The organism is Streptomyces olindensis (genome assembly GCF_040645895.1).
Classification (GTDB): Bacteria; Actinomycetota; Actinomycetes; order Streptomycetales; family Streptomycetaceae; genus Streptomyces; species Streptomyces olindensis.
In genome coordinates this window covers 48696-72471 of record NZ_JBEYZD010000046.1, presented here as the reverse complement: position 1 = coordinate 72471, position 23776 = coordinate 48696, and the positions used below count along the sequence as shown (strand labels likewise).

Below are 23776 nucleotides of genomic sequence, written 5' to 3'. Positions count from 1 at the left end.
GTACGCGGGCGTCCGCCCGGCACGCCGAGAGCACGCACCGAACGCCGCAGGGCCCGCCCTCCGGGCGAACGACGGGACTTTGCGGACACCCCCTAAGGCCTGCGCAGCAGTCCCCGTTCCATCGCCACCACCACCGCCCGCGTGCGGTCGTTGATGTCGAGTTTGGCGAACAGGCGGAGCAGGTGGGTCTTCACCGTGGCCTCGGAGATGACCAGGCGGCGGCCGATCTCGGCGTTGGTGAGGCCGTCCGCGACCGCGTCGAGGACGTCCTCCTCGCGGGCCGTGAGCGGGATCCGGACGGGCTGGCGCATGCGGGCGACCAGGCGTTCGGCGACCCGGGGGGCCAGCACGGTCTCGCCGCGTGCCGCCGCGCGGATCGCGTCGGCCAGCTGCTCGCGGGTGGTGTCCTTCAGGAGGTAGCCGATCGCCCCGGCCTCCACCGCGCGCTCGATCTCCGCGTCGGTGTCGTACGTCGTCAGGATCAGCACGCGGGTGCGCGGGAAGCGCGTCACGATCTCGGTCGTCGTGGCGACTCCGTCCAGCACCGGCATCCGCAGGTCGACCAGGGCGACATCCGGCCCGTGGCGTTCGACGAGGGCGAGGGCGGCGCTGCCGTCGCCCGCCTCGCCGACGATCTCGATGCCGGTGTCGGAGGCGAGGAGGGCCACGACGCCGGCCCGCATGACGGTGTGGTCGTCCGCGATGACCACCCGGAGCGGTCCCTCGGTCATGCCCGCACCCCCAGGGGTATCAGCGCCTGCACCCGCGTGCCGTCGCCCACCGAACTCGTCACCGTCAGCCTCCCGCCCAGCTCCGCCAGCCGCTTGCGCATGCCGTCCAGGCCGAAGCCCGTCGACTCCTCCACCACGAACCCGGTCCCGTCGTCGGTGATCTCCAGCTCCACGCCGTACGGCTGCCGGGCCAGGACCACCCCGACCGTGGAGGCGCGGGCGTGCTTGCGCACGTTGGCCAGGGACTCCTGGGTGCAGCGCAGCAGCGCGATCCGGGTCTGCTGGTCGCACTCCAGGTCGGCCAGGTCGGCGTCGACGCCGATGCCGGTGTCCTCGGCGAAGCGGTCCAGGATGCGGCGGAGGGTGCGGGCCACCGGACCGGCGGCCGCCTGGCCGGGCCGCTGGGCCGAGCCGACCAGCTCCCGGGCCTCGGCGAGGTTCTCCCGGGCCGTGGACTCGATCGACCGCAACTGCTGCGCGCTGCGGGCCGGTTCGGCGTCGAGGCCGGCCCGGGCCGCCTCCGCCAGCACGATGATCGAGGCGAAACCCTGCGCGAGGGTGTCGTGGATCTCGCGTGCCATGCGCTCCCTTTCGTCCGCCGCGCCCTGACGCTGATGGGCCTGCGACAACTCCGCCTGCGCCTGCTCCAGTTCGGAGATCAGCCGGGCCCGCTCGGCGCTCTGCGCGACCACCGAGTGCGCCCACAGCCCGATCAGCACGCCCACGGCGACGACGATCAGCGTCGACACGAGCACCTCGGTGAAGAACTCCACCGTCCAGCCGTCCTGCCGCAGCACGTGCCCGGTCAGGGTCGCCACCGTGGCGAGCCCCAGGAACACCATCGAGGCCCTCGGCGTCCGCCCGAACATCCAGTAGTGCGGCAGCGTCACCATGAACAGCGCCGCGTAGTTGCCCCGCAGATACGCCAGCCCGCCCAGCGCGACCACCAGCACCCACAGGTAGACGTGCGGCCGTACGACGGGGTTGTCCGGGAAGCGGTCCAGGACCGCGTAGCAGAGCACCATGCCGCCCAGCAGCGCCAGCGCCGCGTACTTGCTCCCGCCGGGCCGGTCGATGGCGACCAGCCCGACGGCCATCACGGCGAACAGCAGCCAGCACACCGTGTTCCAGCGGCGCAGTGACGTCGCCCAGAAGGCGTCGGCGGTGGACCCGGCGAGAGCGGTCATGAGGGTCAACGTACGTCGGCCACCGCACGCGAGGCGGGGCTTTTCTCCGGAGCCGGAGTGACCGCGGGCCGCGAGGGCCACCAGGTCGCCTCCCCGAGCAGCAGCATCGCCGCCGGCAGCACCATGACCCGCACCACGAACGCGTCGATCAGCACGGCCGCCGCCAGCACGAAGCCGATCTGCTTCATCTCGATGATGTGCAGGAAGACGAAGCTGGCGAACACCGTCGTCATCACCACCGCCGCGCTGGTCACCACGCTCGCCGAGGAGCGGATGCCGTCGAGCACGGCCTGCCGCGTGGGCACGCCCGCGAGCACCGCCTCCCGGATCCGGCTCACCACGAACACCTGGTAGTCCATCGACAGACCGAACAGGATCACGAAGAGGAACAGCGGCACCCGCGACCCGACCGACCCGGTGGAGTCGAAGTCCAGCAGGCCCTCCGCCCACGTCCCCTGGAAGACCAGCACGAGCAGCCCCAGCGCCGCCGCCGCGGACAGCAGGTTCAGGGTGACGCCGAGCAGCCCGAGCACCACCGAGCGGAAGGCGTACACGGTCATCGCGAACGTCACCAGCAGCAACGCGCCCAGCACCAGGGGCAGTTTGCCGTTCTGGTGGGCGGGATAGTCGGCGTAGCGGGCGACGTCGCCGCTCACGCCGTACTCGGCGCCGGTGATCCGGCCCACGGTCGCGGGCAGGAGGTCGTCCCGCAGCCGGTCCAGCGAGTCGTACGCCTCGTCGGAGTTGCCGAGGTGCGGCACCTTCAGTTCGAGGGTGTGGGTGCGGTCGTCGGACGCGGCGCGGATCCGTGCGGAGCCCGTGAACAGCGGGTCGGCGTCGGCACGTTCGGCCACCTCGCGCAGGGCGGCTGTCACCTCCCCCGACCGGGAGGCGTCGGCGCGGACGACGACCTGGTGGGTCACCCGCTGCTCGGGGAACGCGTCGTTGAGCCGGTCGTACACCCGCATCGCGGGGATGTCGCGGGAGTGCGTGTCCCGGCTCATCTCCGTGATCTTCAGTCCGGCCAGCGGGACGACGAGCGCGAGCAGGGCGAGGACCGAGACGCACAGGGTGGCCAGGGGATGCCGGGCCGCGGGACGCAGCAGGGTGGCCCAGATCCGGCCGCCGCCGCTCTCGCCCCGCACCCGCCGCGCCGGCTTGCCGCGCTCGGCCCGCCGCAGCGCCCGGCGTTCGGCCCGCCGCCCGAGCTTGACGAGCAGCGCGGGCAGGGCCGTCAGCGAACTGGTCACCGCGACCAGGACGACCACGATCGTGCCGGTCGCGAGGGAGGAGAAGATCACGTCGGAGGCCAGGTACAGCGTCGCCGTGGAGGCCACCACCGCGAGCCCGGAGACCACGACCGCGCGGCCCGAGGTCGCCGCGGCCAGCTCCACCAGTGCCTCGGAGCCCAGCCGCCCGCCGGAGCGGGCCCGTTCCTCCCGCTCGCGCTTGAGGTAGAACAGCGTGTAGTCGACGCCGACCGCCAGGCCGATCATCAGGATGACGTTCGTACCGACCCCCGCGTCGGGCGACACGTGCGAGACGACCATGGACAGCCCGACCGCCGCGGCGATCGACGACAGCGCCAGCAGCAGCGGCACCCCGGCCATGGTCACCGAGCCGAACACGATCAGCAGCGTGATCAGCGTGACCGGCAGGGTGATCGCCTCGGAGAGCGCCAGGTCGTCGCTGCGCTGCTGGTCGACTCCCTTGCTGACGGAGGGACTTCCGGTCTCCTCCAGCAGCAGCCCGGGATGGGCCTGCTGCACCGCCGCCGTCTGCGCCAGGAGCGCGTCGACCTTGTCCTTGGCGTCCCGCTCCTCGCCCTTCAGGGACACCTCGACCATGAGGATCCGGCGGTCGCCGGACAGCAGCGGGTCGGCCACGCCCGCCACCTCGGGCAGCCGGCGCATCCGGTCGGTCAGGTCCTCCGCGGCGGCCCGGGCGGCACCCTCGTCGAGGGCACCGCCCGAACGGGAGGAGATCAGCACCTGCTCGGCGGCCCTGCGCTCCAGATGGGCCTCGGCCGCGAGCGCCTCGGCACGGCCGGCCTCGCCGACCCGGTAGTCGGCCGTCTTCGCGCTGTTCGTGCCGACGGCACTGCCGGCCCCCAGGCACAGCGCGACGAACACCAGCCAGCCGGCGATCGCCCGCCAGGGGTGCCGGGCGCTCCAGCGCGCCACGCGCACAGATAGTGAGTTCATGCCCGAAAGCGTCGCTGACCTGGGCAGTCGGCCGACAGAGGCAGTCGGTTGAACCTGCCGTCCACCGGTCGGTCGACCCGGGCCCGGGGGAAAACCCCCGCAGCCGGGCGGTCAGCTCGGCCTGAGGACGATCGCCTGCCCGCCCGCCGGGGCCATGGCCACGTCGAGCGTGTCGGCGGCGGTGACGGTGCGGGTGCTCACCACGACCGGCGTCTGGTACGGCCGCGCGCCCGGGGTGCCGTCGGCGTAGACCGTCGCCGTGTACGTGCCGCTGCCGAGGAAGGACAGCGGCAGGGACAGGGTGCGGGACGACTCGTTCGTCATCGCGCCCAGGTACCAGTCGGCGCCGCTGCGCCGGGCCACCGCGATGTACTCGCCGATCGAGCCGTCCAGGGTGCGGCTCTCGTCCCAGGTCACCGGGACGGCGTTGAACCAGGGCAGCCCGGGCCAGTTGGCCGGGTTGCTGTACTTGGACGGCTTGTCGTACCAGAAGAGGAAGTTGAGGGGCTGGTAGTACACCGCGGCCATCGCCATCTGGTGGGCGTTGGTCGTCTTGTCGCGGGACTGGCCGTAGCAGATCGTGTAGTCCATCGGGCCGCCGACGTTGCGGGCGAACGGCAGTGTCACGTTGTGCGCGGCCGTCGGGAACTGCTCGTTGCCGCGCACGCCCTCCAGGCTGATCCAGTTCGGGTAGGTCCGCTCGTAGCCGAACGGCCGGACGTCGTCGTGCATGTCGATCAGCAGTTCGTACTTCGCGGCCGTCTTCGCCCAGTCGACGATCTGGTTCGTCATCGTCTGCGTGCCGTCGTTGATGAACCCGAGCTTGATGCCCTGCACGCCCCAGCTCTTGTACAGGCCGAACAGCGAGTCCGCGTCGGTCAGCGCGAGCCGGTTGACGTAGAGGAAGACGCCGACGCCCTTGCTCGTGGCGTACGCGATGACGGCGGGGAGGTCGATCGCGGGGATCGGCCGGGTGGCGTCGGGGGTGGTGAACTCCGGGCCGTACCAGCCGGCGTCGTACTCGACGTACTCCAGGCCCCGGGCCACCGCGAAGTCGACGCCCTGGAGTCCGGCGGCGGTGGAGAGCTCGCAGCGGAACACCTTGCCGGGCTTGATCCAGGAGGTGTCGGGCAGGGCGTTCGGCGGGGCCAGGTTGAGCACCAGCTCGGCGTTGTCGACGAGTTCGGCGTGCGTGGCGCCGATGACCACCGCGCGCCACGGTGTGGCGAAGGGCGTGGCGACGGTGGACGTCGTCTCGACCGGTCCGGTGCCGCGGGCGGTGTGCTCCATGAGGAAGGCGGCGAGGGTGTTCGGCTCGCCGGGCACCGAACTCAGCATCAGCCGGGGGTAGTCGACCCGGGCGGACTCGCAGACGCAGGCGATGAGGCCGTCGCCGAGCGTCGCCGTGAGCGGCAGGTCGGTGAGCGGGCCGGTGTCCGTGCCGGCGGTGCCGGTGACGGGTATGGCGCCCGGGGCCACCGGCTCGTAGGCGTTCTCGTCGCGGGCGCTGTAGACGGTCGTGCCGTCGGGGAAGACGAACGTCGTCAGCTCCTCGGCGATGGTCGCGGTGCCCTCGTCGAGGAGGAGGTGGCGCAGGGCGACGCCCGTCTTGTACGCGCGGACCTGCACGCCGAAGCGGATGCCCGTGGCGCGGTCCCGCAGGTCCCAGCACTGCTCCTGGTAGAGGTCCGTGACGGTCGCGTCGCGGCCGTAGACCGGGGTCCAGGTGGTGCGGCGGGTGCCGAACCGGTGGCCGGTCACCCTGACATCGTTGCCGAGGACCGTTCCGTCGCCGAGCCGGAGGCCGAGGGCGGAGTCGCCGATCACGGTCCTGCCGCCGCGGCGCGCCGACCAGCGCAGGGCGCCCCCGGCGAGAGTCAGGGTGATGGAGGTGCCGCCCATGCGGGCGGTGACGCTCTCCGGGCGGCCGTCGTCGGCGGCGTGGGCGGGCCCGGTCGTGCCGAGGCCCGTGGCGGCCAGCCCGGCGGTGACGGCGGCGCCCTTCAGCACCGCCCGGCGGGAGGCCGGGGCCGGTCGCGCGGCCGCTCTGCCCGGCGCGGGCGCTTCCTGCTCTCGTGACCCTCTGGTCGGGCTCATCGCGGGACCCCTCTCGGCAAACAGGTAGTAAACGGTTTCTACCGGATGTCAGTTGTAGGGCCTGCCACGAGAGGGGGTCAAGACCCCGGAACCCCGGACTCCCCGTGCGGTACGGGGCGTCCGGGGTCCGGGGCGGAGCGGTCAGCGCAGGGTGCCGAGGCGGTCGAGCCGCTCGTTGACGCCGTTGCGCAGCTCACCGAGGGTCGTGCCCGAGGGGGCCGTCTTCGGCGTGGAGGAGGGCGGCTGGGTCTCGTCCGCGCAGGTCGTGCCACGCGCCGGGACCTTGCCGTCGACGAGGTAGCTCGTCACGGCGTCCGTCGCGCAGGCGCTGCGCCCGAAGGCGGTGTGCCCCTCGGCCTGGAACGTGAGCAGCCGGCCGTTGTCCAGCCGGCGGGACAGGGCGATCGCGTCCTGGTACGGGGTGTCCGGGTCGCCGGTGGTGCCGAGGACCAGGATCGGCGCGGAGCCCTTGGCCCGGAAGGACCCGTCGTAGCGGCTGGGCTTGTCGCCGGTCCACTGGGCGCACGTGGTGGCGTGCTGGTGGTCGTAGAGCGGCGGGCCGTACGCCAGGGCCGGGCCGAGCAGCGGGGCCAGCTTGGCGTTGGTGGTGACCTGCCGCTTCAGCAGCGCCGGGTTGCGCGGGTAGTCCTTGTCGACGCACTCGACCACGATGTTCGGGTTGAGGAAGTCGTAGCTCGCCGGGGACGGCGGCCGGAGCAGGAACGAGGTGTTGTCGCGCTGCTGGGCCTTGCGCAGGGCCTCGCCGAGGGACGGCCAGATGACCTTGCCCTCGTTGATGTTGAACATCAGGCGGTAGACGAGCGTGTAGCCGTTCGCCTGGCCGCCGCCCGCGGTCGGCACGGGGTTCGCGTCGAGGTCCGCCTTGAGCTTCTGGAACGCGGCCCGCGGGTCGCCGTCGCCGAACCCGCACGTCGCCTGGTCGGCCTCGCACCAGTCCAGGAAGCGGCTCATCGCGCCGTCCAGGGCCAGGTACTGGGGCCGGTCGTAGGCATAGGGGTGGTTCGCGTAGTGCTCGGGGTCGTAGGCGCCGTCCAGCACCAGGGCGCGGACGCGGTCGGGGAACATGGCCGCGTAGACGGTGCCGATGTAGCTGCCGAAGGAGCGGCCGTAGTAGGTGAGCCGGTCCTCGCCGAGGGCCTGGCGCAGCAGGTCGATGTCGCGGGCGACGTACCCGGTGCCGACGTACGGCCGCAGCTCGCCCGCCCGGTCCTGGCAGGCCTGGTCGAACTCGGCGCCCTGGCGCACGGCGTTGTCGTAGGCGTCCGGGCCGGGCGCGCCCTTGGCCTCCCGGATGGCCTTCGTGTACGTCGCGTCGTCCCAGCACTCCACCTGGGAGCTGCGGGCGACGCCCCGTACGTCGTACCCGAAGACGTCGAAGGAGTCGCGCAGGGCGGCGGGCAGGTCGTCGTAGTTGTTGCGGACGAAGTCGACGCCCGAGTTGCCCGGTCCTCCCGGCTGGAGGAAGAGGGTGCCCTTCTTCCGGCCCTGGTCGGGGGCCTTCTTGCGGATCACCGCGAGGGTGATGGTCCTGCCCTGTGGATCGCGGTAGTCCAGCGGCACATCGGCGTTCGCGCACTCGAAGCCGCCCTGGCAGTCGGACCAGGTGAGGTTCGGTACGGGCGGCTGCGTGGCTGCCCCGGCAGGCTGTGCCGCCGCCTGGACCCCGCTTCCGGCGACGACGAAGGCGGCCGCGGCGGCCAGGGCGATTCTGAGTCGTGGGATGCGTCTGCGCGCTCCGGAGCCGGAGTGGCGCGAGGTGTGGTCGTGTGTGGTCACTCTTTCCGTTCCCCCTTGGGCGGACGCGCCGACCGGCGCGTCCTGATGCCGGCGTGGTTCGCCGCATGTCTAGCCCAATCCGACGGGGTGCGCGACCCGATCCGGCGACCTTTTCCACCACATCTCCCCGGTACCCGGCGGTAGTTGCCGCGGTGTTCACCATCGGAATCGCCGGAGACTACGCGGCGGGAGGGTGTTCCGCCTCGGCCATACGGCTGATCCGGGCGGCTCCACCACTGCCTACGATGGCGGGAGCGGCCCGGCGGCGCCTTCAGGTCAAGGGCCGTGCGGGCCCTCCCAGTTCGCCCGAGCGAATCCGAAGGACCGACGCGCATGCCGTTCCGAAACCGCCGCCTCAGGCTCACCCTCCTCGCCCTGGCCGTCACGGTCACCGGCCTGACCACGGCCGGCCCCGCCCTGGCGGCCACACCGCCGCCCACGACGTCCCAGACGCGAGAGGCCGCCGTACCCACCGACTTCGTCGACCTGGCCCCGAGCCCGCTCCAGGCCGAGGGCAGCCGGGACTTCACGGTCATCTACCGCAACGACGGGCCGACGGCGGTGACGGTCGCCCCGCAGCTCCTGGTGCTGTCCCCGGACGCCGGGCCGTACCTGACGCCGTCGGACCTCACGGTGGAGCGGCGCACCGGGCACGGCTGCCGGCAGCCCGTGGCCGTGGGCAGCCAGACGGGGACGCTGTACACGGAACTCACGGCCGCGCGGCGGACGTTGGGCGCGGGCGAAACGCTGACGGAGCGGTACCGGGTCACTGCCGTGCAGCCGGGGGTGCGGGGGACGGTGCTGCCGCGGGTGGCGTTGTACGGGTGACGGGTGACGGGTGACGGGCGACCCTTTGAGGCGGGCGAAGGTCAGGGGCGCGGTGCCGGTGCGGGGCGCGTGCGACGTCCGGCCGGGTTGCAGCACGAGCAGCCCGGACGGCACGCGCAGCCGCCCTCCGGCGTGCCTTCCCGCGCGCCTTCCCGCGTGCCTTCCTGAGTTTCCTCCCGCGCGTCGGCGGCCCCCGAACCGGCGACCGGCTCCCGGACGGACGGCGGCGGTGCGGCGCAGCAGCCCTCACCGCGCCAGGCGTCCCGCCCCTCCTTGACCGCCACGGCGGCGATCACCAGGGCGGCGATCGGGTCGGCCCAGGACCAGCCGAGCGTGGCGTTGAGGACCAGACCGGCCAGCAGGACGGCGGACAGGTAGGTGCACAGCAGGGTCTGCCGGGAGTCGGCGACCGCGGAGGCGGAGCCCAGTTCCCGTCCGGCACGGCGCTGCGCGGCGGACAGGAACGGCATCACCGCGAGGGAGAGGGCGGCGAGGACGATGCCGGGAACGGAGCGCTCGGCCTCGCCGGTGCCGGTGAGCGCCCGCACGGCGTCGACGGCGACGTACGCGGCGAGCGCGACGAACGACACGGCGATGATCCGCAGGGCGGTCTTCTCGCGCGCCTCGCGCACGGCGTGGTCGGCCGCGGAGAACTGCCAGGCGACGGCCGCGGCGGAGGAGACCTCGATGACGGAGTCGAGGCCGAAGCCGATCAGCGCGGTGGAGGAGGCGAGGGCACCGGCGGTGAGGGCGACGATCGCCTCGACGACGTTGTAGGCGATGGTCGCGGCGACCAGGAGCCGTATCCGGCGGGTGAGCGCGTCGCGGCGGCCCGGGGCGGGGCCGAGCGTGAGCGGAGTCTCGGCGGCCATCCTCAGCAGCAGCCCTTCGCGTCGGCGTCCGGGCAGCTGCGGTCGGTCTCGACGGCCACCACGGCGGTGCGCAGGGCGTCCAGGGCGTGACCGAGGCGTTCGTCGGCGAGTTCGTAGCGGGTGCGCCGGCCGTCCGGGACGGTGACGACCAACCCGCAGTCGCGCAGGCACGCCAGGTGGTTCGACAGCCGCGTCCGGGAGACGCCGAGGGCCTCGGCGAGATCGGCCGGGTAGGCGGGGGCGTCGCGCAGGGCCAGCAGGACGCGGCAGCGGATCGGATCGGCGAGGGCGCGACCGAATCGGGCGAGGACCTCGATGTCGGGGGCGACGGTCAGCATGGGAAGACAGTACACGGACTCCTGAATTCACGAAACCGTGGATCCTCCGGTGCCTGACGCCTGTGACCGGGCTGCTGGCCCCATCAGGGGCGGGGCGCCGGAAGGGACGGGCATGCGACGGCCGTTGGGCCCCGATCACTCATCGGTGACCTTGTGGACGGTGGTGTCGTCGGGGTGCAGCCGGCGCCCGTCCGCCGACAGCACCTCCAGGGGGCGGAGGGGCTGTTCCCGGTGGCGGTCGACCAGTTGGGAGTGCGGTTCGCCGGGGGCGAAGAAGTGCTGTTCGCCCCACTGCCGCAGTGCCACGATGGCCGGGAAGAGCGCCTTGCCCTTCGAGGTCAGGACGTACTCGCGGTAGGCGCTGCCGTCCGACGCGGGGACGGATTCGAGGACGCCGCCGGCCACCAGGGTGCGCAGGCGCGCGGCGAGGATGTTCTTGGCCACTCCGAGGCTGCGCTGGAACTCCCCGAAGCGCCGGCTTCCGTCGAAGGCGTCACGCACGATCAGCAGGGACCACCAGTCGCCGATCGCGTCCACCGAGCGGGCGACGGGGCACTCACTGTCGTCGAAGCGGGTCCTGGTCACCATGGCGTCCTTCACTTTCACGATGGTTGCAACATGCTACCAACACGGCTAGCGTCCCTATCTGGTGGCAACTTGCAACCAAATAGAGGGAGGGGTGGATGCCGATGCCCGGCAGCTGCGAGGACGTGACATCAGGGAGCGCGGCCCGAAGCGAGGAGGGTCCGGCGTTCGTCCTGTCCCGTGGCGTCGTCCTGCTGTTCGCCGTCGCGTGCGGTGCCGCGGTGGCCAACGTCTACTTCTCCCAGCCGCTCCTGGTGACCATGGGCCACGACCTCGCCATGAGCCCGGCACTCGTCGGCAGCGTGGTCACCCTCACGCACGTCGGATACGGGGTGGGACTCTTCTTCCTCGTGCCGCTGGGCGACGTGGCCGACCGCAGACGGCTCGTCGTGGCCCAACTGCTGCTGCTGGTGGCCGCGCTGGCCGTGGTGGCCGCCGCGCGGACGGCGGCGCTCCTGCTCGCGGGCATGGCCGCGGTGGGACTCCTCTCGGTCGTCACGCAGACGCTGGTGGCCTTCGCGGCATCACTGGCCCCTCCCGCCGAGCGCGGACGGGTCGTGGGTCTCGTCACCGGCGGCGTCGTCATCGGGATCCTGCTCGCCCGCACCGCATCGGGCCTCCTGGCCGATCTCGCGGGCTGGCGCTCCGTCTACCTCGCCTCGGCGTCGCTCACCGCTCTGCTCGCCCTCGTCCTGCACCGCGTGCTGCCGCGCCACAGTGACACTCCACCGGCGGCGCTGCGGTACGGGCAGCTTCTGCGCTCCACGATCACCCTGTTCGCACGCGAACGACTGCTGCGGCTCCGGGCCCTGTTCGGTCTGCTGATCTTCGCCGCCTTCAGCACGCTGTGGAGCAGCGTCGCGCTGCCGCTCAGCGAGGCCCCGTACTTCCTGTCCCACAGCGCGATCGGGGCGCTGGGGCTGATCGGTGTCGCCGGGGCCTTGGCCGCGACCGCGGCGGGCCGCCTGAACGACCGCGGACTCTCCCGGCGGACCACCGGCATCGCCCTGGCACTGCTCGTCGCCTCGTGGTTGCCCTTGTCCTTCACCCGCGGCTCGCTCTGGGCCCTGGCCGTCGGGGTCGTCCTCCTCGACCTCGCCGTGCAGGCGGTCCATGTCACCAACCAGACCCTGATCCACGCACTGCACCCGGACGCGGGCAGCCGGCTCATCGGCGGATACATGGTCTTCTACTCGGTCGGCAGCGCGACCGGTGCCGTCGCCGCGACCTCCCTCTACTCGGTGGCGGGCTGGGGCGCCGTATGCGCACTGGGCGCCGCGTTCAGCTGCGTGGGGCTCGTGCTGTGGGCGTGCACTCGGCACAGCGCCCCGGACGCCGCCGCCCGGCCGTCAAGCCGCACCCAGCCCTGATGACGGGACTCAGCCGTCCAGGGTGATCGGCTGGGCCGGTGGGCCGTCCCTCACCCGTGGACGCCCCGCCATGTCACCGGGCCCAACGAGACTGTTCGTGTAGCACTGGCGAACGCCGCTCTCGATGACGGCCGCGACGCACTTCCTTCTACGGCCCTGCGGAACTGGACCACCTCGGCGCGATCGTCAACTTCGACAGCCGCCGACCCGCACACGCCGAAGCCATGGCACACCACGCCCTGGCCAAGATCCCAGCCGCCTTCCGCTGCCACACCGGGTCACTCTCGTCGGCGACTTCCACCGTGACCTGTTCACCCTGGCTCCCACCAGCGCCCACGCCCGAGACTGGGCAGACCGCATGCGAGCCGAATGGAGCCGAGCGTGATCGACCTGCGTCACTTCCAGTACGGAGACCTCGCGGAGGGCTTCCGGCAGATGCTCATCGACGTTCATGCCGACGCCTACGCCGACCAGCTGGACGACCCCTTCCACCAGCGTTTCGCCTGGTTCGTCGACCACTGGACCGGCATGGACGGCTTTTCGTGCGTGGTGGCGTACGACGGTGAGGAACCGGCCGGCTTCGCCTACGGCGCGCCGCTCGCGCCCGGGCGGGAATGGTGGCGCTCGACAGGTTACGAACCCGCCCACGGCCAGACCTCCACCTACGCGGTGTCCGAGGTCATGGTCCGCCCCCGGTGGCGCAAGCAAGGACTGTCCGAACGACTTCATGAGGCGCTTCTCAAGGAACGCCCCGAAGACCTCGCCGTCCTCCTGGTCGACGTGACCCACCCCAAGGTCCAGGCCTTGTACGAGTCGTGGGGCTACGCCAAGACGGGCGAGCAACAGCCCTTCGCCGACTCGCCCGTGTACTCGGTGATGGTCAGGGAGCTTCGGGGCTCAGACAGCAGGCCGAGCGTTCATCGCTGAGGCCGGCCCACGAATCCACGCGCCACCCCCTCTGAAGATCCCTCAGAACCTGCTCAAATCCGTTGCCTTGCCGCAAGGGCGGGTTAATGATCATTTGCGGGACGCGGCCTCCCTCTGACCAGGGGAGACGCCGCGTCCGGTCCAGGAATGACCAACTGGACGCAAGACCGAAGAGGGGAACATCGTGAAGATCAAGAGACTGACCGCTGCCACCGCCGTGCTGACCGCCGCCGCGATCCTGGGCACGGGTCTGAGCCAGGCCGCCGTGGCCGCCGACCGCGGCACCACGGCCCCGGCAGCGGTCGTCGCTGCCGACGAGCCCATGACCGCCGCCGAGGAACTGGACTCGGCCGAAGGGCAGAAGCTCATCGCCATGCTGAAGGTGATCGAGGGGATCCCCGTCGGCGTCGAGCTGCAGGGAGAGGCAGCCGTCCAGGCCTACCTCGACGAACACCTCCCCGCCGGGAAGCCGCGCGTCGTGGCCTTCGGCTGGTGGCAGACGGCCAAGTGCGTGGGGTCCATCACGGCCGCCATCGCCGGCGGCGCGGTTCCCGTCGCGAAGATCCTGAAGCTGAAGGCGTTCATCAAGAAGGTCGGTTCCGTCAAGGAGGCCGCCTACCTCCTCATCCGCGTCTCCAAGGGCGAGGAGAAGATCAGCGAACTGGGCGCCACGCTCGGCGGCCTGGCCTCGGTGATACTCGGGATCGACGGGATCAAGAAGAACTGCCGATAGGGGCGAGGCGTCATGACGAGCACCAAGGCACGTACCACCGCACTGATCACGCCCGTCGAGCAGGGAGCGCAGCAGGAGGCGCAGGCACTGGCGGGTGAGGGACGCACCGCCAAAGCCGTCCGTCGCCTGCGCAAGGACACGGGCCTCGGCCTGGACACGGCCTCCGTGGCCCTGGACCTGCTCACGCAGGGCCAGGCCCTGCCCACCACGTACAGCCAGGCGCTGGATGCCCTACGGCACCTCGACGCTCCGCTGGTCGCCGAGATGACCGACCTGCTGGGCAGCGGCCGGCGCGACTCCGCGATCAAGCTGCTCAGGGAACGGACGGACATCGATCTCGCCGGGGGATACCACCTCGTCACGGAACTGAGCGGCCAACTCGGCGCGAAGTAACGCCGGTTGGGGACAGAGTCTGGTAAGTGAGGAACAGAGGCCTCGGAGAGATCCGAGGCCTCTGCCGCTTCTGCTCCCCGGCCCTCGGACCTGAACGCACCGCGTGGAACAGCGCCGACGGCCCTACGCTGTCGTGTCATGCGGGAAACGCGCCTCGACACCGCTCGGATCCGAGCGGCCCGCCGGGTCATCGACCCGGTTTTCCTCGACACTCCGCTGTACCGCTGCGAGGCGCTGGAGCCCGCCCTCGGGTGCGCGGTGAGCATCAAGCTCGAAACGGCGAACCCGGTCCGCAGCTTCAAGGCCCGTGGCACCGAGGTGGTCGCGAGCCTGCTCGCCGACCAGGGCTCGCGGGCCGTGGTGTGCGCCAGCGCGGGCAACCTCGGCCAGGCCCTCGCCTGGTCCGGTCGGGGCCGGGGGCTCGACGTCACCGTCGTGGCCTCCCGCTTCGCGACCGCGGCCAAGCTGGATCGCATCCGCGCACTGGACGCCACGCTGGAACTCGTGGACGGCGACCACGAGATGGCACGCGAACGGGCCGCGGCCATCGCGCGCCGCGACGGCATCCGGCTGGTCGAGGACAGCCTGGACCTCGAGACCTGCGAGGGCGCGGGGACCATCGGCCTGGAGCTGGTGGACGCCACGCCGTCGTTCGACGCGGTCCTGATCGCCCTCGGCGGCGGAGCGTTGGCCACCGGCGTGGGACATGTGGTGAAGTCCATGGCGCCCGGGACCGAGGTGATCTGCGTCCAGCCGCTGGGCGCACCGGCGCTGACCCACTCGTGGCGCCGGCGGCGTGTCGTCACCACCGACTCGACCGACACCATCGCCGACGGCGTCGCGGGCCGGTGTCCCATCCCGGCCGTCCTGGACGATCTCCTGCTGGTCGCCGACGACGCGGTCCTGGTCCAGGAGGCGTCGATCACCGCCGGCATGCGGATGCTCCTCGACCACGCCGGCCTCGTCGTCGAACCGTCGGCCGCGCTCGGCATCGCGGCGATCCTCGAAGACCGCGACCGCTTCGCCGGCCGGCACGTGGTCACCATCCTGTGCGGCAGCAACGTCGACGTGGACGCCTATCACCGCTGGGTCGGTGCGGCCGGCGTCAACGGGTCCGAGCGACAGGCGAGGTAGGCCGTGCCCTGTCCGCGTCGAGGACTCGACGGAGGGCCTCCAACGGGTACGGGCTTTCCCTGCTCTCCTCCTGGATCGTGAGGTAGAAGTCCGTCAGCACCGCGGCGAGCGGCGCGTGGCGGGAAAGGATCGCCCTGGCTTTTGGCGGCCCATCCGGCGGCTTCTCCCCCTCGGCGCATGCGTGGATGAGTGCCACGCGTTGCTTCCGCTCGTATCCGTAGAGGGCGGTGATCAGCCAGTTCACGAGCCAGCTGACCGTGTAGCAGCGATCGTAGGTCCGGTGCAGTTCGAAGAATCTCGTCTCGGACGGTGACAGATCGAACCGGGAGGAAAGGGCGAGGCCGTAATCCGTGAAGTAGAGGCGGCCGTCGGTCAGTTGGCCGTGGACCGTACGTGCTCCGGGCCCCGCTCCATGTCCGTGAGCGGCACCCGTTTCACGAAGACCGGATTTCCGTCGACCTCCATCAGCGCTGACTTCCCGCCGATACCGGAACCGAGCGGCACGGCGGCGTCCACAAGCCCGGCCAGCTCGCGATCACTTCGCAGGGCGAGCGAGGTGGAAACGGTGTTGTAGGCAGCCAGGCGCGCCTCTTCCGACATAGCGGGATGCCCGCCCGCTACCTGCATCGAAACGCCGACCTCGTTTCCACCGTGTCCGCGAACATGGCCCGGCTGCCGCCTCTGCACTGTAGGTGCAGGACGATGGAGAGATCAGCGGAACCGACGGACGCGGCCCGGCCCTCAACGCCGAGGGCCCTGGGAAAGGTCACCCCTCCAGGGCGGTGGCCAGGGAACCGACTCGGCTATGCGTGTGCCTCGCACACCGAGGCCGGCACGCGCCAGTTCCAGGAAACGATGCCGCGCCTGCCGGAAGTCCTCGTATGCCTGGTCCCAGCCGCCCTGTTCTCTGGTCGGAAGTTCACGGGCCAGCCACTCCAGATGCCACAGGCAGTGGTTCAGCCTGACAGCGGCCGTGTTCGTCTTGACGTCCCCAAGCAGCCACACCGTTTCGGCGAGCGCCGAGCGTTGCAACTCGGCCTCCGCCACTTCGGCGAGAACCTCCTCGGTGGGCTCCAGCGGCGCGGCTCCACTCGCGGCGATGCCCTTGGCGACCGCGATCCGCCGATAGCGGTGCGCGAGTTCCTTCACGGCGTGGGCGTACTCGCCATACGCGCTCAAACGCCGCTCATCCCACCGGACGGACTGCTCGCGGCGCCATCGTGCCTTCTCCACGATCATCGTCGCCGCCATCGACAGGACGGCGCCCAACGCTACGGCGAGCAGTGTCACCAGTTGACCAGTCAGAGCCATGAGTGCTTCATAACCCACCTGACGAGGAGACAACCGCGGTACACCAGCGCCACGCTTCTCTCACCTCCTGCCATGTCCGTGTGGTTCGACACCGGGATCAGTCATGGCGGCGTTCCGTCAGAGTCCACTCGGCGAACCGGTAGCGGCGGCGCACGACGCTGTCGTCCGCGCTCATCCGCGTGCCCCGGTCGAGAGCTGCGGCCGGTCGCGATCCGGCTGGGGGAGACGCGCCCCGCGGCTGTCGGCGACACGCAGCACGTTGCCGAGGCACTGGGTGACCGCTCGCAGGGCGTTCCGCAGCGCGTACTCCCCCGCCTTGCCGTCGTGCAGCACGGCTCGGGCGCCCTCGAGGACGTCGGCGCCGTCGCGCAGCTGGTCCTCCTCGATCTCGTCCGCCAGCCGGGACAGTGCGCCCTGGCCACCGTCCGCATCCAGGAAACACGGCCTGCCGGTGTCGGTCTCCCAGGGCAGCAGCCGCAGGCCCGGACCGAGCGCGGGGACGGCGTTCCGGTCGTAGGTCATCAGGCCGCCACCCCCATGCCACGAGTCCGACGGGGGCGGATGCCGATGCCGCCCGGGGCGAGCACCAGTGTGCGCCGCGGTGTGCGCTGCCGCCGTTCCGCCTCGCGTCGCTCATGGGCGACGAGGTAGGGACGGACGAGGCCGATGTCCTCGCCGCGTAACGCGGGCACGCGCGGCAGACGGACCAGTGGTGCCTCCGAGGGCCGCACGGCCCTTGACGGTTCGGGGGCTCGATGGCGGCCTCGTGCCGGCAGCAGCAGTCGCAGCAGCGCTTCGAAGATCCACGCGATAGCGTGACGCATGTCGTCAACCTCCACGGGGTTGGTGGCCACGCCCCCGGACCGGTCGCACGGTCGCGGGGGTCTTCCGACCCTGGCATCGTGCCGACATGCGAAGGCCGGAACTATCAGACATTGCTGATAGCCCCGGCCATTGCCTGCCTTTACGTCACATCCCGAGCCAGGAACCGTAGTTGCCGAAGCTCTCCGGCATCCTGCGCTTGGCCGCCTCCAGACCGGCGTATGTCTCGCGCACGGTCGGGTGGTACCGCGTCTGCTGCGGGGCGAGTTTCCGAGCCTTCAACAGGCTCCGGAACGCCGCGTCCGTGCGGCCCGTCCACATCTCGGCCCGCGCCACCTCGGCGTGGTGGTGAGCGAGGCGCGACGGCGGCCACCCTTCCGGAATCGTCATCTCCTGGGCCGAGCCCACCGCCTCGGCGTACAGGTCGAGTTCGGTGAGCACGCTGACCCGGTGCACGCCGACGTTGGTCGGACCGAAGGAGAGCCACTGAACCTTCTCGGCCGGTCCGGTCTGCCCCGCGATGCGCTCTGCCTCGCCGAGGTGTCCTTCCGCGGTGTCCTTGTCCTTGTCCCGGCCCGCCATCACGGCGGCGCCGAGGTGGAGCTGTCCCGTGACGACATCGGTGACGCGCCCCGGCTCCGCCTGCTCCAGGGTGGCCATGCCCAGCCCAACCAGCCGCTTGCCCGTGCGGTAGTCGCTGGCCCGGAGGTAGACAAGGGCGCGCAGGTACTGGCGCATTCCGCTCAGCACGGGGTCGGAGGCCCGCTGCGCGGCCCACTCCATGTGGTCCAGCGCCACCATGCACAGGTCGGGAAACCCGAGCTTCGTCGTCACGTCGTAGGCGGTCCGGTACGTGCTCGCCAGCAAGCGCCAAGTGCGGTCCGCCGGGTGCGTGTGCGCCGTCGTGGTGGCCTCGTGGATGAGGCCGGGCAGGTCGGCGGCGACCTGTTTGATGTCCGTCGCGCGGACCATGGCGCAGAGCTTCTCCGCGTGCCTCTCCAACTCCTCGACCGGGCGGGGCCTCACCTCCGGGTCGGGGCCCAGATCGTAGATGTTCAGGGCCTCGCGAATCGGGTGGATCAGGCCGTCCAGCTGGTCCTGGCGCAGCTCTTCGAGGTAGGGCTGCCCGGTCAGTTCGGTGACGGGCACGGAGAGGGCACGGGCGAGTGCGCCGATCACCGACGGGCTCGCGGGCAGGACGCCCTGCTCCACCTTGGTCAGGGTGCTGTAGGAAACGTGCGAGAAATCGGCCAACTCGCGTTGCGTCAACCGCCGGACTTTGCGCACGTGCGCGATGCGTGCGCCCGCGCGCTCGTCAGTGTTCGGGGACATCCTGGTCTCCGTTCTGCATCGACACGAGAACGGTACCCCCGCCCCCTGCCGACCTCCTGCGATTGCCTCCCGTCACTCCGAGCCTCCGGCCCCCTCACGACCGATACGGATACGCCCCACCACCCGCTCCCGGAACGACCGCCGCCCCACCGCCTCCGCCACCTCCGTCAGCAACGCGGCCAGCGGCATCGACAGCTCCGCGTCCAGTTCCGCCATGGCCGCTCGCGTGGCCTCCCACTCCGCCTCGATCCGGGGGAGGAGGGCACGGGCCTTGGGGGTGAGGTCGATCAGGCGGCGGCGGGCGTCGTGGGGGTCGGGGGTGTGGGTGACCAGGCCCGCGCGGGCCATCTGCGCCGCCGTCTGGCTCGCGGCGGAGTGCGTGACGCCCAGCGTGGTGGCCAAGTCGCGGACGGACAAGGGACCTTCGGCGACGAGGGCCCGTACGACCGGGGAGTACCGGGGACGGTACTCGGGGAGGCCCTGCTCCTCGTAGACCTTGGCCACGTCGCCGTCGAGGAGTTCGAGGACGTGGCGGAGCAGGGTGCCCACGGCGACGGGATCCGGATGACGGCTCATGCCGATAATCTAACAGTGCTGTTATATTGCAGCGCATTATCGCAGTGCATCTCAATGTGGGGAGGCATCGCACATGGCCGCCGGGCTTCGTCCTAGGCTTCATCCCCCCGTCGAGCCGTACGAGCACGGCATGCTCGACGTCGGCGACGGCAACCGCGTCTACTGGGAGACCTGCGGGAACCCCGTCGGCAAGCCCGCCCTCGTGCTGCACGGCGGGCCGGGATCGGGAGCGGGGCCGTTCTGGCGGCGGCTGTTCGACCCGGCGGCGTACCGGATCGTGCTGTTCGACCAGCGCGGGTGCGGGCGCAGTACGCCCGACGCCGCCGATCCGCGGACCTCCCTCGCCGCCAACACCACGCACCACCTCATCGCCGACATCGAGCTGCTGCGCCGGCACCTGGGCATCGACAACTGGCTGGTCCTGGGCGGCTCCTGGGGCGTGACCCTCGCGCTGGCCTACGCCGAGCGGCACCCGGAGCACGTCAGCGAACTGGTCCTCTTCAGCGTCACCAACACCACCCGCCGGGAGGTGGAGTGGGTCACGCGGGACATGGGGCGGATCTTCCCCGAGGAGTGGGCCCGCTTCCGGGACGCCGTGCCGGAGGCCGAGCGTGACGGCAGCCTGGTGGACGCGTACGCCCGGATGCTCGCCGACCCCGACCCGGCCGTGCGGGAGCGGGCCGCGCGGGAGTGGTGCCGGTGGGAGGACGTGCACGTCTCCACCCACCCGGGGCACAAGCCCGACCCGCGCTACGAGGACCCGCGCTTCCGCTTCCGTTTCGCGCGCCTCGTCACGCACTACTGGCGGCACGCGGCCTTCCTGGACGACGGGGCGCTCCTGCGCGACGCGCCCCGGCTCACCGGCATCCCCGGCGTGCTGATCCACGGCCGGATGGACATCAGCGGACCCCCGGACATCGCCTGGCGGCTGGCCCGGGTGTGGCCCGACGCCGAACTGGTGCTGATCGGCGGGGAGGGGCACGGGCTGTCGGGAGACGCGACGACGGACGCCGTGCTGGCCGCGACAGAACGGTTCAGCGGGACCGAACGGTTCGGCGGGACGGAACGGGGCGGCGGGGCGGAACGGGGCGGCGGGGCGGAACGGGGCGGCGGGGCGGAACGGGGCTAGCGGCGTGTGAGGGTCACCCACCGGTCTCCCGGGCTGACGTGCGCCGGGTGCCGCAGGTCGCCAGGCTGCACCATCTGCGCCGTCCGCGCTCGTCGAGGAACAGCCAGCCGCAGTCGGGGCTCGGGCAACTGCGCAGGGTGAAACGGCGCGCGTCGGCGAGCAGTTCGCCCGCCGTGCGGGCCACCGCGCACAGGGGCAGCCGCAGCCCGGCCGACGGCGACGGCTGCCAGCGCCCGAGCCCGTCCTCGCCCCGGGTGAAGACCGACAGCCGCGCGGCCTCCTCCACCACCTCGGCCACCGCACGGAAGGCGCGGCCGTCCTGCGGGTCGGTCAGGCAGGCGTACAGATCCGTACGGAAGCGCCGGGCCTCGTCCAGCGCGGCCGCGGCCTCCTCCGGCTGCCGTCGGGCCCGCTCGCGCAGCCGGGCGACCTGCCACTCCTCGACCAGGTCCAGGTGCCCGGCCCAGACGGCGAGCGTGGCGTAGCCCCGCAGCCAGTCCGACCCGGGCAGCCGCTCCCCGCCCCACCCCGCGTAGGTGTTGCAGAACTCCAGCGCCGGGTGACCGCCCGTACTCCACGGCAGCCACTGGTCGTCGACCCGTACCGCGTAGACGGGCCCGGGCGGCCGGTCCAGGCGTGGATCGTCGCGCAGCATGCGGGCGTGCAGCGTGCGCAGGTCGCGCCCGGGCTCGACGCCGAGCCGGTCGGCCAGCAACTCGCGGGTGCGGTCGTACAGCCGGAGCGCTTCGGCCCGGCGGCCCGCGCGGTGCAGGGCGGTCATCCCGGCGGCGACCAGGCGTTCCCGCGTGGGGTGTTCGTCCAGCAGCGGCGGCAGCTCCGTGACGACCCGCTCGTGCAGGCCCGTGGTGAGCTGGGCTTCCGCCCGCTGCTCCGCCGCGGACAGCCGCAGTTCGACGAGCCCGCCGCCGAGGCGCGAGCGCAGCCCGTCGTCGGCGACGTCCGCGAGGAGCGGGCCGCGCCACAGCGCGAGGGCCCGGTCGTAGTGGCCGATCCGCGCCAACGGGTCGCCCGCCTCGGCCGCCTGCCCGACGAGCGCGGTGAACTCCTGCGCGTCGATCCGATGCGAGCCCCGTTCGACGGCGTAACCGTCGTGCCGGGTATCGACGGACACCCCGTACGGCCGGAGCGCGGCCCGCAGCCGGCCGACGTACGTGTGCACGGTCGCCCGGGCGGAGGCGGGCGGCGCGCCGTCCCACAGCAGGTCGATGAGGCGCGCGGTCGTGACGGCACGGCCCGCGTGCAGCAGCAGGACCGCCAGCAGGCACCGCTCCTGGCGGCGGCTGCCCAACGGCACCGGCCGCCCCTCGTGGCGGGCGGTGAACGGCCCGAGCAGCTGGAACTCCATGATGGCCCGGCAGCCTAACGCGGCGCCGGTGGTGAGGCTTTGGTCAGCGGCCGGGGCGAGGGTGGCGTACGCCCCGTCCGTCCATCCGTCCGTCCGTCCATCCGTCCATCCGCCCGTCTGCCCGTTCGCTCGTCCGAGGAGAACCCGAGAACCATGCGACGAACCGCCCTCGCACCGCTTGCCCTTGCCGCCCTGCTCTTCGCCGCCCAGCCCGCGTCCGCGGCGGCCGGCCCGGGCTGGGAACCGGCCCCCTCCGCGCCGTGGGACGTCGGCGCCGGCGCGCGCTGCGACTTCCCCGTCCACGGTGAGCCGGTCGTCGACGAGGTGATGCGGCGTGTGCTCGACACCCACCCCGACGGTTCCGCCCGGCACGTCGCCTACCGGGGCGATCTCGTCGTCCGCGTCACGAACACCGGGACGGGTGCCTCCTACGACGCCGACGCGAGCGGCTCGGCCGTCGTCGAGTACGGGCGGGACGGCTCACAGTCCTGGACCGTGCGCGGGCCGGTGCTCGTCGGCGTGGGGGAGGGCCAGGGGAACCTGCCGCGCGGCCTGTACATCGTCGACGGCGTCTTCACGATGCGCATCAGCGCCACCGGCTACAAGGACGTCCGCCTGCTCCACGCGACGACGGACAACCTCTGCGACCGCATCGCCCCGGCGGCGGACTGACACGGCCGTCAGCGGCCGCCCGTGAAGGCCCGCCGGCTGTGGGCGAGCAGCTCCCGCACCGCGGGGCCGTGCGAGCGCCGCCAGACCAGGGCGAGCAGGGCCGGTTCCGTGACGTCGTCGATCGTGCGGGCGACCAGGTCGCCGCCACGGCCGGTCGCCATCGACTCGCTCAGTACGGCGACACCGAGCCCGCGCGCCGCCAGGTCCGCGACGGCGTCCGCGGCGCCGGCCTGCAGGGCGATCACCGGCCGGAGGCCCTGCGCGGCGCAGGCGCGGTCGAAGACCGTGCGCAGGCCGGTGCCCGGGGGCATGCACACGAGGGAATGGCCGGCCAAGTCCTGCAGGCGCACCCGGTCTTGTTCCGCCAGGGGATGCCCGGCCGGGACCGCCACGACGAGGCGCTCGCTGATGACCGTCAGCGATTCCAGGCCCTCGGGGGCGCCGGCGGTCCCGACGAGTGCCAGGTCGACGCTCCCGTCGCGCACCGCCTCGACGAGCCGGTCGGAGTTGTCTTCCAGCAGGGAGAGTTCGACCCCCGGATGGGCCCGGTGGAAGGCGGAGAGGGCGTCGAAGAGCGGGGTGAGCGTGCAGCCGACGACCATCCCGACTCCGAGCCGGCCCCGGATCAGGTCGGTCACCTCGCCGACGGCCTGCCCGACCGCCCCGGCCGCGGCGAGCGCCGCACGGGCGTGGTCGAGCGCGGCGCGGCCGGCGGCGGTGAGGGTGGCGGTGCGCGCGGAGCGGTCGAACAACTCGGCTCCCAGCTCCCGCTCCAACTGGCGGATCTGAGCGCTGACTCCGGACTGGCTGATGTGCACCCGCTCGGCGGCACGCGTGAAGTTCCGCTCCTCGGCGACGGCGACGAAGTACTCCAGCTGCCTCAGTTCCATGACCGGGAATTCTAGCTACCAGTAGATTCATCTGTTGGACTTCTGATCGTGGTCCCGGGACGCTGGAAGCACCGAAGGAACCCGTCGTGTCCTCAGGAGGAGCCGTGTACGAGAAGGCCATGCGTCCCGAAGACCTCACCCGCCTGTTCGTCGAACGCTCCAACGCGGGTGACGCGGCCGGGGTCGCCGCGCTCTACGAGGAGGACGCGGTGCTGGCCTACCCGCCCGGCGAGCGCACGGTGGGCCGGGAGGCGATCCGCGCCCTGTGGGAGAAGGTCCTGGCCGACCGCCCGCGCTTCGAGCCGGAACCACCTCTGCCGACCCTGGTCAGCGGCGACATCGCCCTCACGTCGACTCCGCCGAGGGACGGCGCCGGGGCCCGGGCACAGGTGGCACGGCGCCAGTCCGACGGGAGCTGGCTGCGGGTACTGGACCAGCCGGAGTTCGTGCCGCCCACACGCTGAAACCGGCTCCATACCGCC

General features: G+C 72.0%; 25 protein-coding genes. 9 read left to right on the top strand and 16 right to left on the bottom strand.

The window, feature by feature from the left end; all coding sequences use genetic code 11:
• Positions 1-92: 92 nt before the first annotated feature.
• The 5 genes from ABZ948_RS27135 to ABZ948_RS27115 form a co-directional block, all read right to left on the bottom strand.
• Positions 93-731 carry a response regulator gene (locus ABZ948_RS27135; protein WP_359763712.1) on the bottom strand — a complete coding sequence of 213 codons (639 nt, stop codon included), beginning with the start codon at positions 729-731 and terminating at the stop codon, positions 93-95.
• On the bottom strand, positions 728-1918 hold the full coding sequence (locus ABZ948_RS27130; RefSeq protein WP_359763710.1) for a sensor histidine kinase: 1191 nt from the start codon (positions 1916-1918) through the stop codon (positions 728-730). The genes ABZ948_RS27135 and ABZ948_RS27130 overlap by 4 nt, the downstream gene beginning before the upstream one ends.
• A 5-nt stretch (positions 1919-1923) precedes the next feature.
• Complete coding sequence (locus ABZ948_RS27125) at positions 1924-4122, bottom strand: MMPL family transporter (RefSeq protein ID WP_359763708.1); 2199 nt, start codon at positions 4120-4122, stop codon at positions 1924-1926.
• 111 nt (positions 4123-4233) lie between these two features.
• Complete coding sequence (locus ABZ948_RS27120; protein WP_359763706.1) at positions 4234-6219, bottom strand: glycoside hydrolase family 97 protein; 1986 nt, start codon at positions 6217-6219, stop codon at positions 4234-4236.
• Between the two features lie 141 nt (positions 6220-6360).
• A complete protein-coding gene (locus tag ABZ948_RS27115) occupies positions 6361-8016 on the bottom strand; it encodes an alpha/beta hydrolase (protein WP_359763705.1) in 1656 nt (551 codons plus the stop codon).
• A gap of 333 nt (positions 8017-8349) precedes the next feature.
• Between ABZ948_RS27115 and ABZ948_RS27110 the strand changes: the two genes are divergently transcribed.
• Positions 8350-8844: a signal peptide protein gene (locus tag ABZ948_RS27110; RefSeq protein WP_359763703.1), complete on the top strand. Its 495-nt coding sequence runs from the start codon at positions 8350-8352 to the stop codon at positions 8842-8844.
• A gap of 41 nt (positions 8845-8885) precedes the next feature.
• Here ABZ948_RS27110 and ABZ948_RS27105 read toward each other — a convergent pair whose 3' ends face one another.
• From ABZ948_RS27105 to ABZ948_RS27095, 3 genes are all read right to left on the bottom strand, one after another.
• Positions 8886-9716, bottom strand: coding sequence for a cation efflux transmembrane domain-containing protein (locus tag ABZ948_RS27105; RefSeq protein WP_359763701.1), 831 nt, complete (start codon positions 9714-9716; stop codon positions 8886-8888).
• Positions 9717-9718: 2 nt separating this feature from the next.
• The gene (locus tag ABZ948_RS27100; RefSeq protein WP_359763699.1) at positions 9719-10054 is read right to left on the bottom strand and encodes an ArsR/SmtB family transcription factor; all 336 of its coding nucleotides are present in this window, start codon (positions 10052-10054) and stop codon (positions 9719-9721) included.
• 135 nt (positions 10055-10189) lie between these two features.
• Positions 10190-10642 (bottom strand): winged helix-turn-helix transcriptional regulator, encoded by a 453-nt coding sequence (locus tag ABZ948_RS27095; RefSeq protein ID WP_359763717.1) that lies wholly within the window; start codon positions 10640-10642, stop codon positions 10190-10192.
• A gap of 95 nt (positions 10643-10737) precedes the next feature.
• On the opposite strand from ABZ948_RS27095, the gene ABZ948_RS27090 reads away from it, so the two are divergent.
• The 5 genes from ABZ948_RS27090 to ABZ948_RS27070 all read left to right on the top strand — a co-directional run bounded on the left by ABZ948_RS27090 (position 10738) and on the right by ABZ948_RS27070 (position 15196).
• Complete coding sequence (locus ABZ948_RS27090) at positions 10738-12009, top strand: MFS transporter (RefSeq protein ID WP_435857616.1); 1272 nt, start codon at positions 10738-10740, stop codon at positions 12007-12009.
• 369 nt (positions 12010-12378) lie between these two features.
• Positions 12379-12936, top strand: a complete 558-nt coding sequence (locus tag ABZ948_RS27085; protein ID WP_359763697.1) for a GNAT family N-acetyltransferase — start codon at positions 12379-12381, stop codon at positions 12934-12936.
• A gap of 184 nt (positions 12937-13120) precedes the next feature.
• On the top strand, positions 13121-13669 hold the full coding sequence (locus ABZ948_RS27080) for a hypothetical protein (RefSeq protein ID WP_359763695.1): 549 nt from the start codon (positions 13121-13123) through the stop codon (positions 13667-13669).
• Positions 13670-13681: 12 nt separating this feature from the next.
• Complete coding sequence (locus ABZ948_RS27075) at positions 13682-14062, top strand: hypothetical protein (protein ID WP_359763693.1); 381 nt, start codon at positions 13682-13684, stop codon at positions 14060-14062.
• A 138-nt stretch (positions 14063-14200) separates the two neighbouring features.
• Complete coding sequence (locus ABZ948_RS27070) at positions 14201-15196, top strand: threonine ammonia-lyase (protein ID WP_359763691.1); 996 nt, start codon at positions 14201-14203, stop codon at positions 15194-15196.
• A gap of 372 nt (positions 15197-15568) precedes the next feature.
• Here ABZ948_RS27070 and ABZ948_RS27065 read toward each other — a convergent pair whose 3' ends face one another.
• The 6 genes from ABZ948_RS27065 to ABZ948_RS27040 all read right to left on the bottom strand — a co-directional run bounded on the left by ABZ948_RS27065 (position 15569) and on the right by ABZ948_RS27040 (position 19237).
• A complete protein-coding gene (locus ABZ948_RS27065) occupies positions 15569-15796 on the bottom strand; it encodes a hypothetical protein (RefSeq protein ID WP_359763689.1) in 228 nt (75 codons plus the stop codon).
• A 141-nt stretch (positions 15797-15937) separates the two neighbouring features.
• Entirely contained in the window at positions 15938-16507 is a 570-nt protein-coding gene (locus ABZ948_RS27060; protein WP_359763687.1) for a hypothetical protein, read from the bottom strand.
• A 171-nt stretch (positions 16508-16678) separates the two neighbouring features.
• A complete protein-coding gene (locus tag ABZ948_RS27055; protein WP_359763685.1) occupies positions 16679-17029 on the bottom strand; it encodes a hypothetical protein in 351 nt (116 codons plus the stop codon).
• Positions 17029-17331 carry a hypothetical protein gene (locus tag ABZ948_RS27050; protein WP_359763683.1) on the bottom strand — a complete coding sequence of 101 codons (303 nt, stop codon included), beginning with the start codon at positions 17329-17331 and terminating at the stop codon, positions 17029-17031. Before ABZ948_RS27050 ends, ABZ948_RS27055 begins: the two co-directional genes overlap by 1 nt.
• 145 nt (positions 17332-17476) lie before the next feature.
• Positions 17477-18661 carry a helix-turn-helix domain-containing protein gene (locus tag ABZ948_RS27045; protein WP_359763681.1) on the bottom strand — a complete coding sequence of 395 codons (1185 nt, stop codon included), beginning with the start codon at positions 18659-18661 and terminating at the stop codon, positions 17477-17479.
• A 72-nt stretch (positions 18662-18733) separates the two neighbouring features.
• Positions 18734-19237, bottom strand: coding sequence for a MarR family winged helix-turn-helix transcriptional regulator (locus ABZ948_RS27040; RefSeq protein ID WP_359763679.1), 504 nt, complete (start codon positions 19235-19237; stop codon positions 18734-18736).
• A 130-nt stretch (positions 19238-19367) separates the two neighbouring features.
• Here ABZ948_RS27040 and pip point away from each other — a divergent pair, with 130 nt between their 5' ends.
• On the top strand, positions 19368-20366 hold the full coding sequence (gene pip / locus ABZ948_RS27035; protein WP_435857614.1) for a prolyl aminopeptidase: 999 nt from the start codon (positions 19368-19370) through the stop codon (positions 20364-20366).
• A gap of 13 nt (positions 20367-20379) precedes the next feature.
• Here pip and ABZ948_RS27030 read toward each other — a convergent pair whose 3' ends face one another.
• On the bottom strand, positions 20380-21732 hold the full coding sequence (locus tag ABZ948_RS27030; RefSeq protein WP_359763675.1) for a BTAD domain-containing putative transcriptional regulator: 1353 nt from the start codon (positions 21730-21732) through the stop codon (positions 20380-20382).
• 153 nt (positions 21733-21885) lie between these two features.
• Here ABZ948_RS27030 and ABZ948_RS27025 point away from each other — a divergent pair, with 153 nt between their 5' ends.
• A complete protein-coding gene (locus tag ABZ948_RS27025; RefSeq protein ID WP_359763673.1) occupies positions 21886-22404 on the top strand; it encodes a hypothetical protein in 519 nt (172 codons plus the stop codon).
• Between the two features lie 8 nt (positions 22405-22412).
• On the opposite strand, the gene ABZ948_RS27020 is transcribed toward ABZ948_RS27025, so the two are convergent.
• Positions 22413-23294 carry a LysR family transcriptional regulator gene (locus tag ABZ948_RS27020; RefSeq protein WP_359763671.1) on the bottom strand — a complete coding sequence of 294 codons (882 nt, stop codon included), beginning with the start codon at positions 23292-23294 and terminating at the stop codon, positions 22413-22415.
• A gap of 119 nt (positions 23295-23413) precedes the next feature.
• Here ABZ948_RS27020 and ABZ948_RS27015 point away from each other — a divergent pair, with 119 nt between their 5' ends.
• Positions 23414-23758, top strand: a complete 345-nt coding sequence (locus ABZ948_RS27015) for a YybH family protein (RefSeq protein ID WP_359763714.1) — start codon at positions 23414-23416, stop codon at positions 23756-23758.
• The last annotated feature ends 18 nt before the right edge of the window (positions 23759-23776 follow it).

Bases quoted from the DNA above. Each gene is read 5' to 3' on its own strand.
- ABZ948_RS27015 (WP_359763714.1), top strand. From the start codon at position 23,414: ATGCGTCCCGAAGACCTCACCCGCCTGTTCGTCGAACGCTCCAACGCG.
- ABZ948_RS27110 (WP_359763703.1), top strand. From the start codon at position 8,350: ATGCCGTTCCGAAACCGCCGCCTCAGGCTCACCCTCCTCGCCCTGGCC.
- ABZ948_RS27025 (WP_359763673.1), top strand. From the start codon at position 21,886: ATGCGACGAACCGCCCTCGCACCGCTTGCCCTTGCCGCCCTGCTCTTC.
- ABZ948_RS27095 (WP_359763717.1), bottom strand. From the start codon at position 10,642: ATGGTGACCAGGACCCGCTTCGACGACAGTGAGTGCCCCGTCGCCCGC.
- ABZ948_RS27075 (WP_359763693.1), top strand. From the start codon at position 13,682: ATGACGAGCACCAAGGCACGTACCACCGCACTGATCACGCCCGTCGAG.
- pip (WP_435857614.1), top strand. From the start codon at position 19,368: ATGCTCGACGTCGGCGACGGCAACCGCGTCTACTGGGAGACCTGCGGG.
- ABZ948_RS27055 (WP_359763685.1), bottom strand. From the start codon at position 17,029: ATGACCTACGACCGGAACGCCGTCCCCGCGCTCGGTCCGGGCCTGCGG.
- ABZ948_RS27100 (WP_359763699.1), bottom strand. From the start codon at position 10,054: ATGCTGACCGTCGCCCCCGACATCGAGGTCCTCGCCCGATTCGGTCGC.
- ABZ948_RS27120 (WP_359763706.1), bottom strand. From the start codon at position 6,219: ATGAGCCCGACCAGAGGGTCACGAGAGCAGGAAGCGCCCGCGCCGGGC.
- ABZ948_RS27070 (WP_359763691.1), top strand. From the start codon at position 14,201: ATGCGGGAAACGCGCCTCGACACCGCTCGGATCCGAGCGGCCCGCCGG.
- ABZ948_RS27125 (WP_359763708.1), bottom strand. From the start codon at position 4,122: ATGAACTCACTATCTGTGCGCGTGGCGCGCTGGAGCGCCCGGCACCCC.
- ABZ948_RS27040 (WP_359763679.1), bottom strand. From the start codon at position 19,237: ATGAGCCGTCATCCGGATCCCGTCGCCGTGGGCACCCTGCTCCGCCAC.
- ABZ948_RS27050 (WP_359763683.1), bottom strand. From the start codon at position 17,331: ATGCGTCACGCTATCGCGTGGATCTTCGAAGCGCTGCTGCGACTGCTG.
- ABZ948_RS27085 (WP_359763697.1), top strand. From the start codon at position 12,379: ATGGAGCCGAGCGTGATCGACCTGCGTCACTTCCAGTACGGAGACCTC.
- ABZ948_RS27045 (WP_359763681.1), bottom strand. From the start codon at position 18,661: ATGTCCCCGAACACTGACGAGCGCGCGGGCGCACGCATCGCGCACGTG.
- ABZ948_RS27135 (WP_359763712.1), bottom strand. From the start codon at position 731: ATGACCGAGGGACCGCTCCGGGTGGTCATCGCGGACGACCACACCGTC.
- ABZ948_RS27030 (WP_359763675.1), bottom strand. From the start codon at position 21,732: ATGGAGTTCCAGCTGCTCGGGCCGTTCACCGCCCGCCACGAGGGGCGG.
- ABZ948_RS27065 (WP_359763689.1), bottom strand. From the start codon at position 15,796: ATGTCGGAAGAGGCGCGCCTGGCTGCCTACAACACCGTTTCCACCTCG.
- ABZ948_RS27060 (WP_359763687.1), bottom strand. From the start codon at position 16,507: ATGGCTCTGACTGGTCAACTGGTGACACTGCTCGCCGTAGCGTTGGGC.
- ABZ948_RS27090 (WP_435857616.1), top strand. From the start codon at position 10,738: ATGCCGATGCCCGGCAGCTGCGAGGACGTGACATCAGGGAGCGCGGCC.
- ABZ948_RS27020 (WP_359763671.1), bottom strand. From the start codon at position 23,294: ATGGAACTGAGGCAGCTGGAGTACTTCGTCGCCGTCGCCGAGGAGCGG.
- ABZ948_RS27130 (WP_359763710.1), bottom strand. From the start codon at position 1,918: ATGACCGCTCTCGCCGGGTCCACCGCCGACGCCTTCTGGGCGACGTCA.
- ABZ948_RS27105 (WP_359763701.1), bottom strand. From the start codon at position 9,716: ATGGCCGCCGAGACTCCGCTCACGCTCGGCCCCGCCCCGGGCCGCCGC.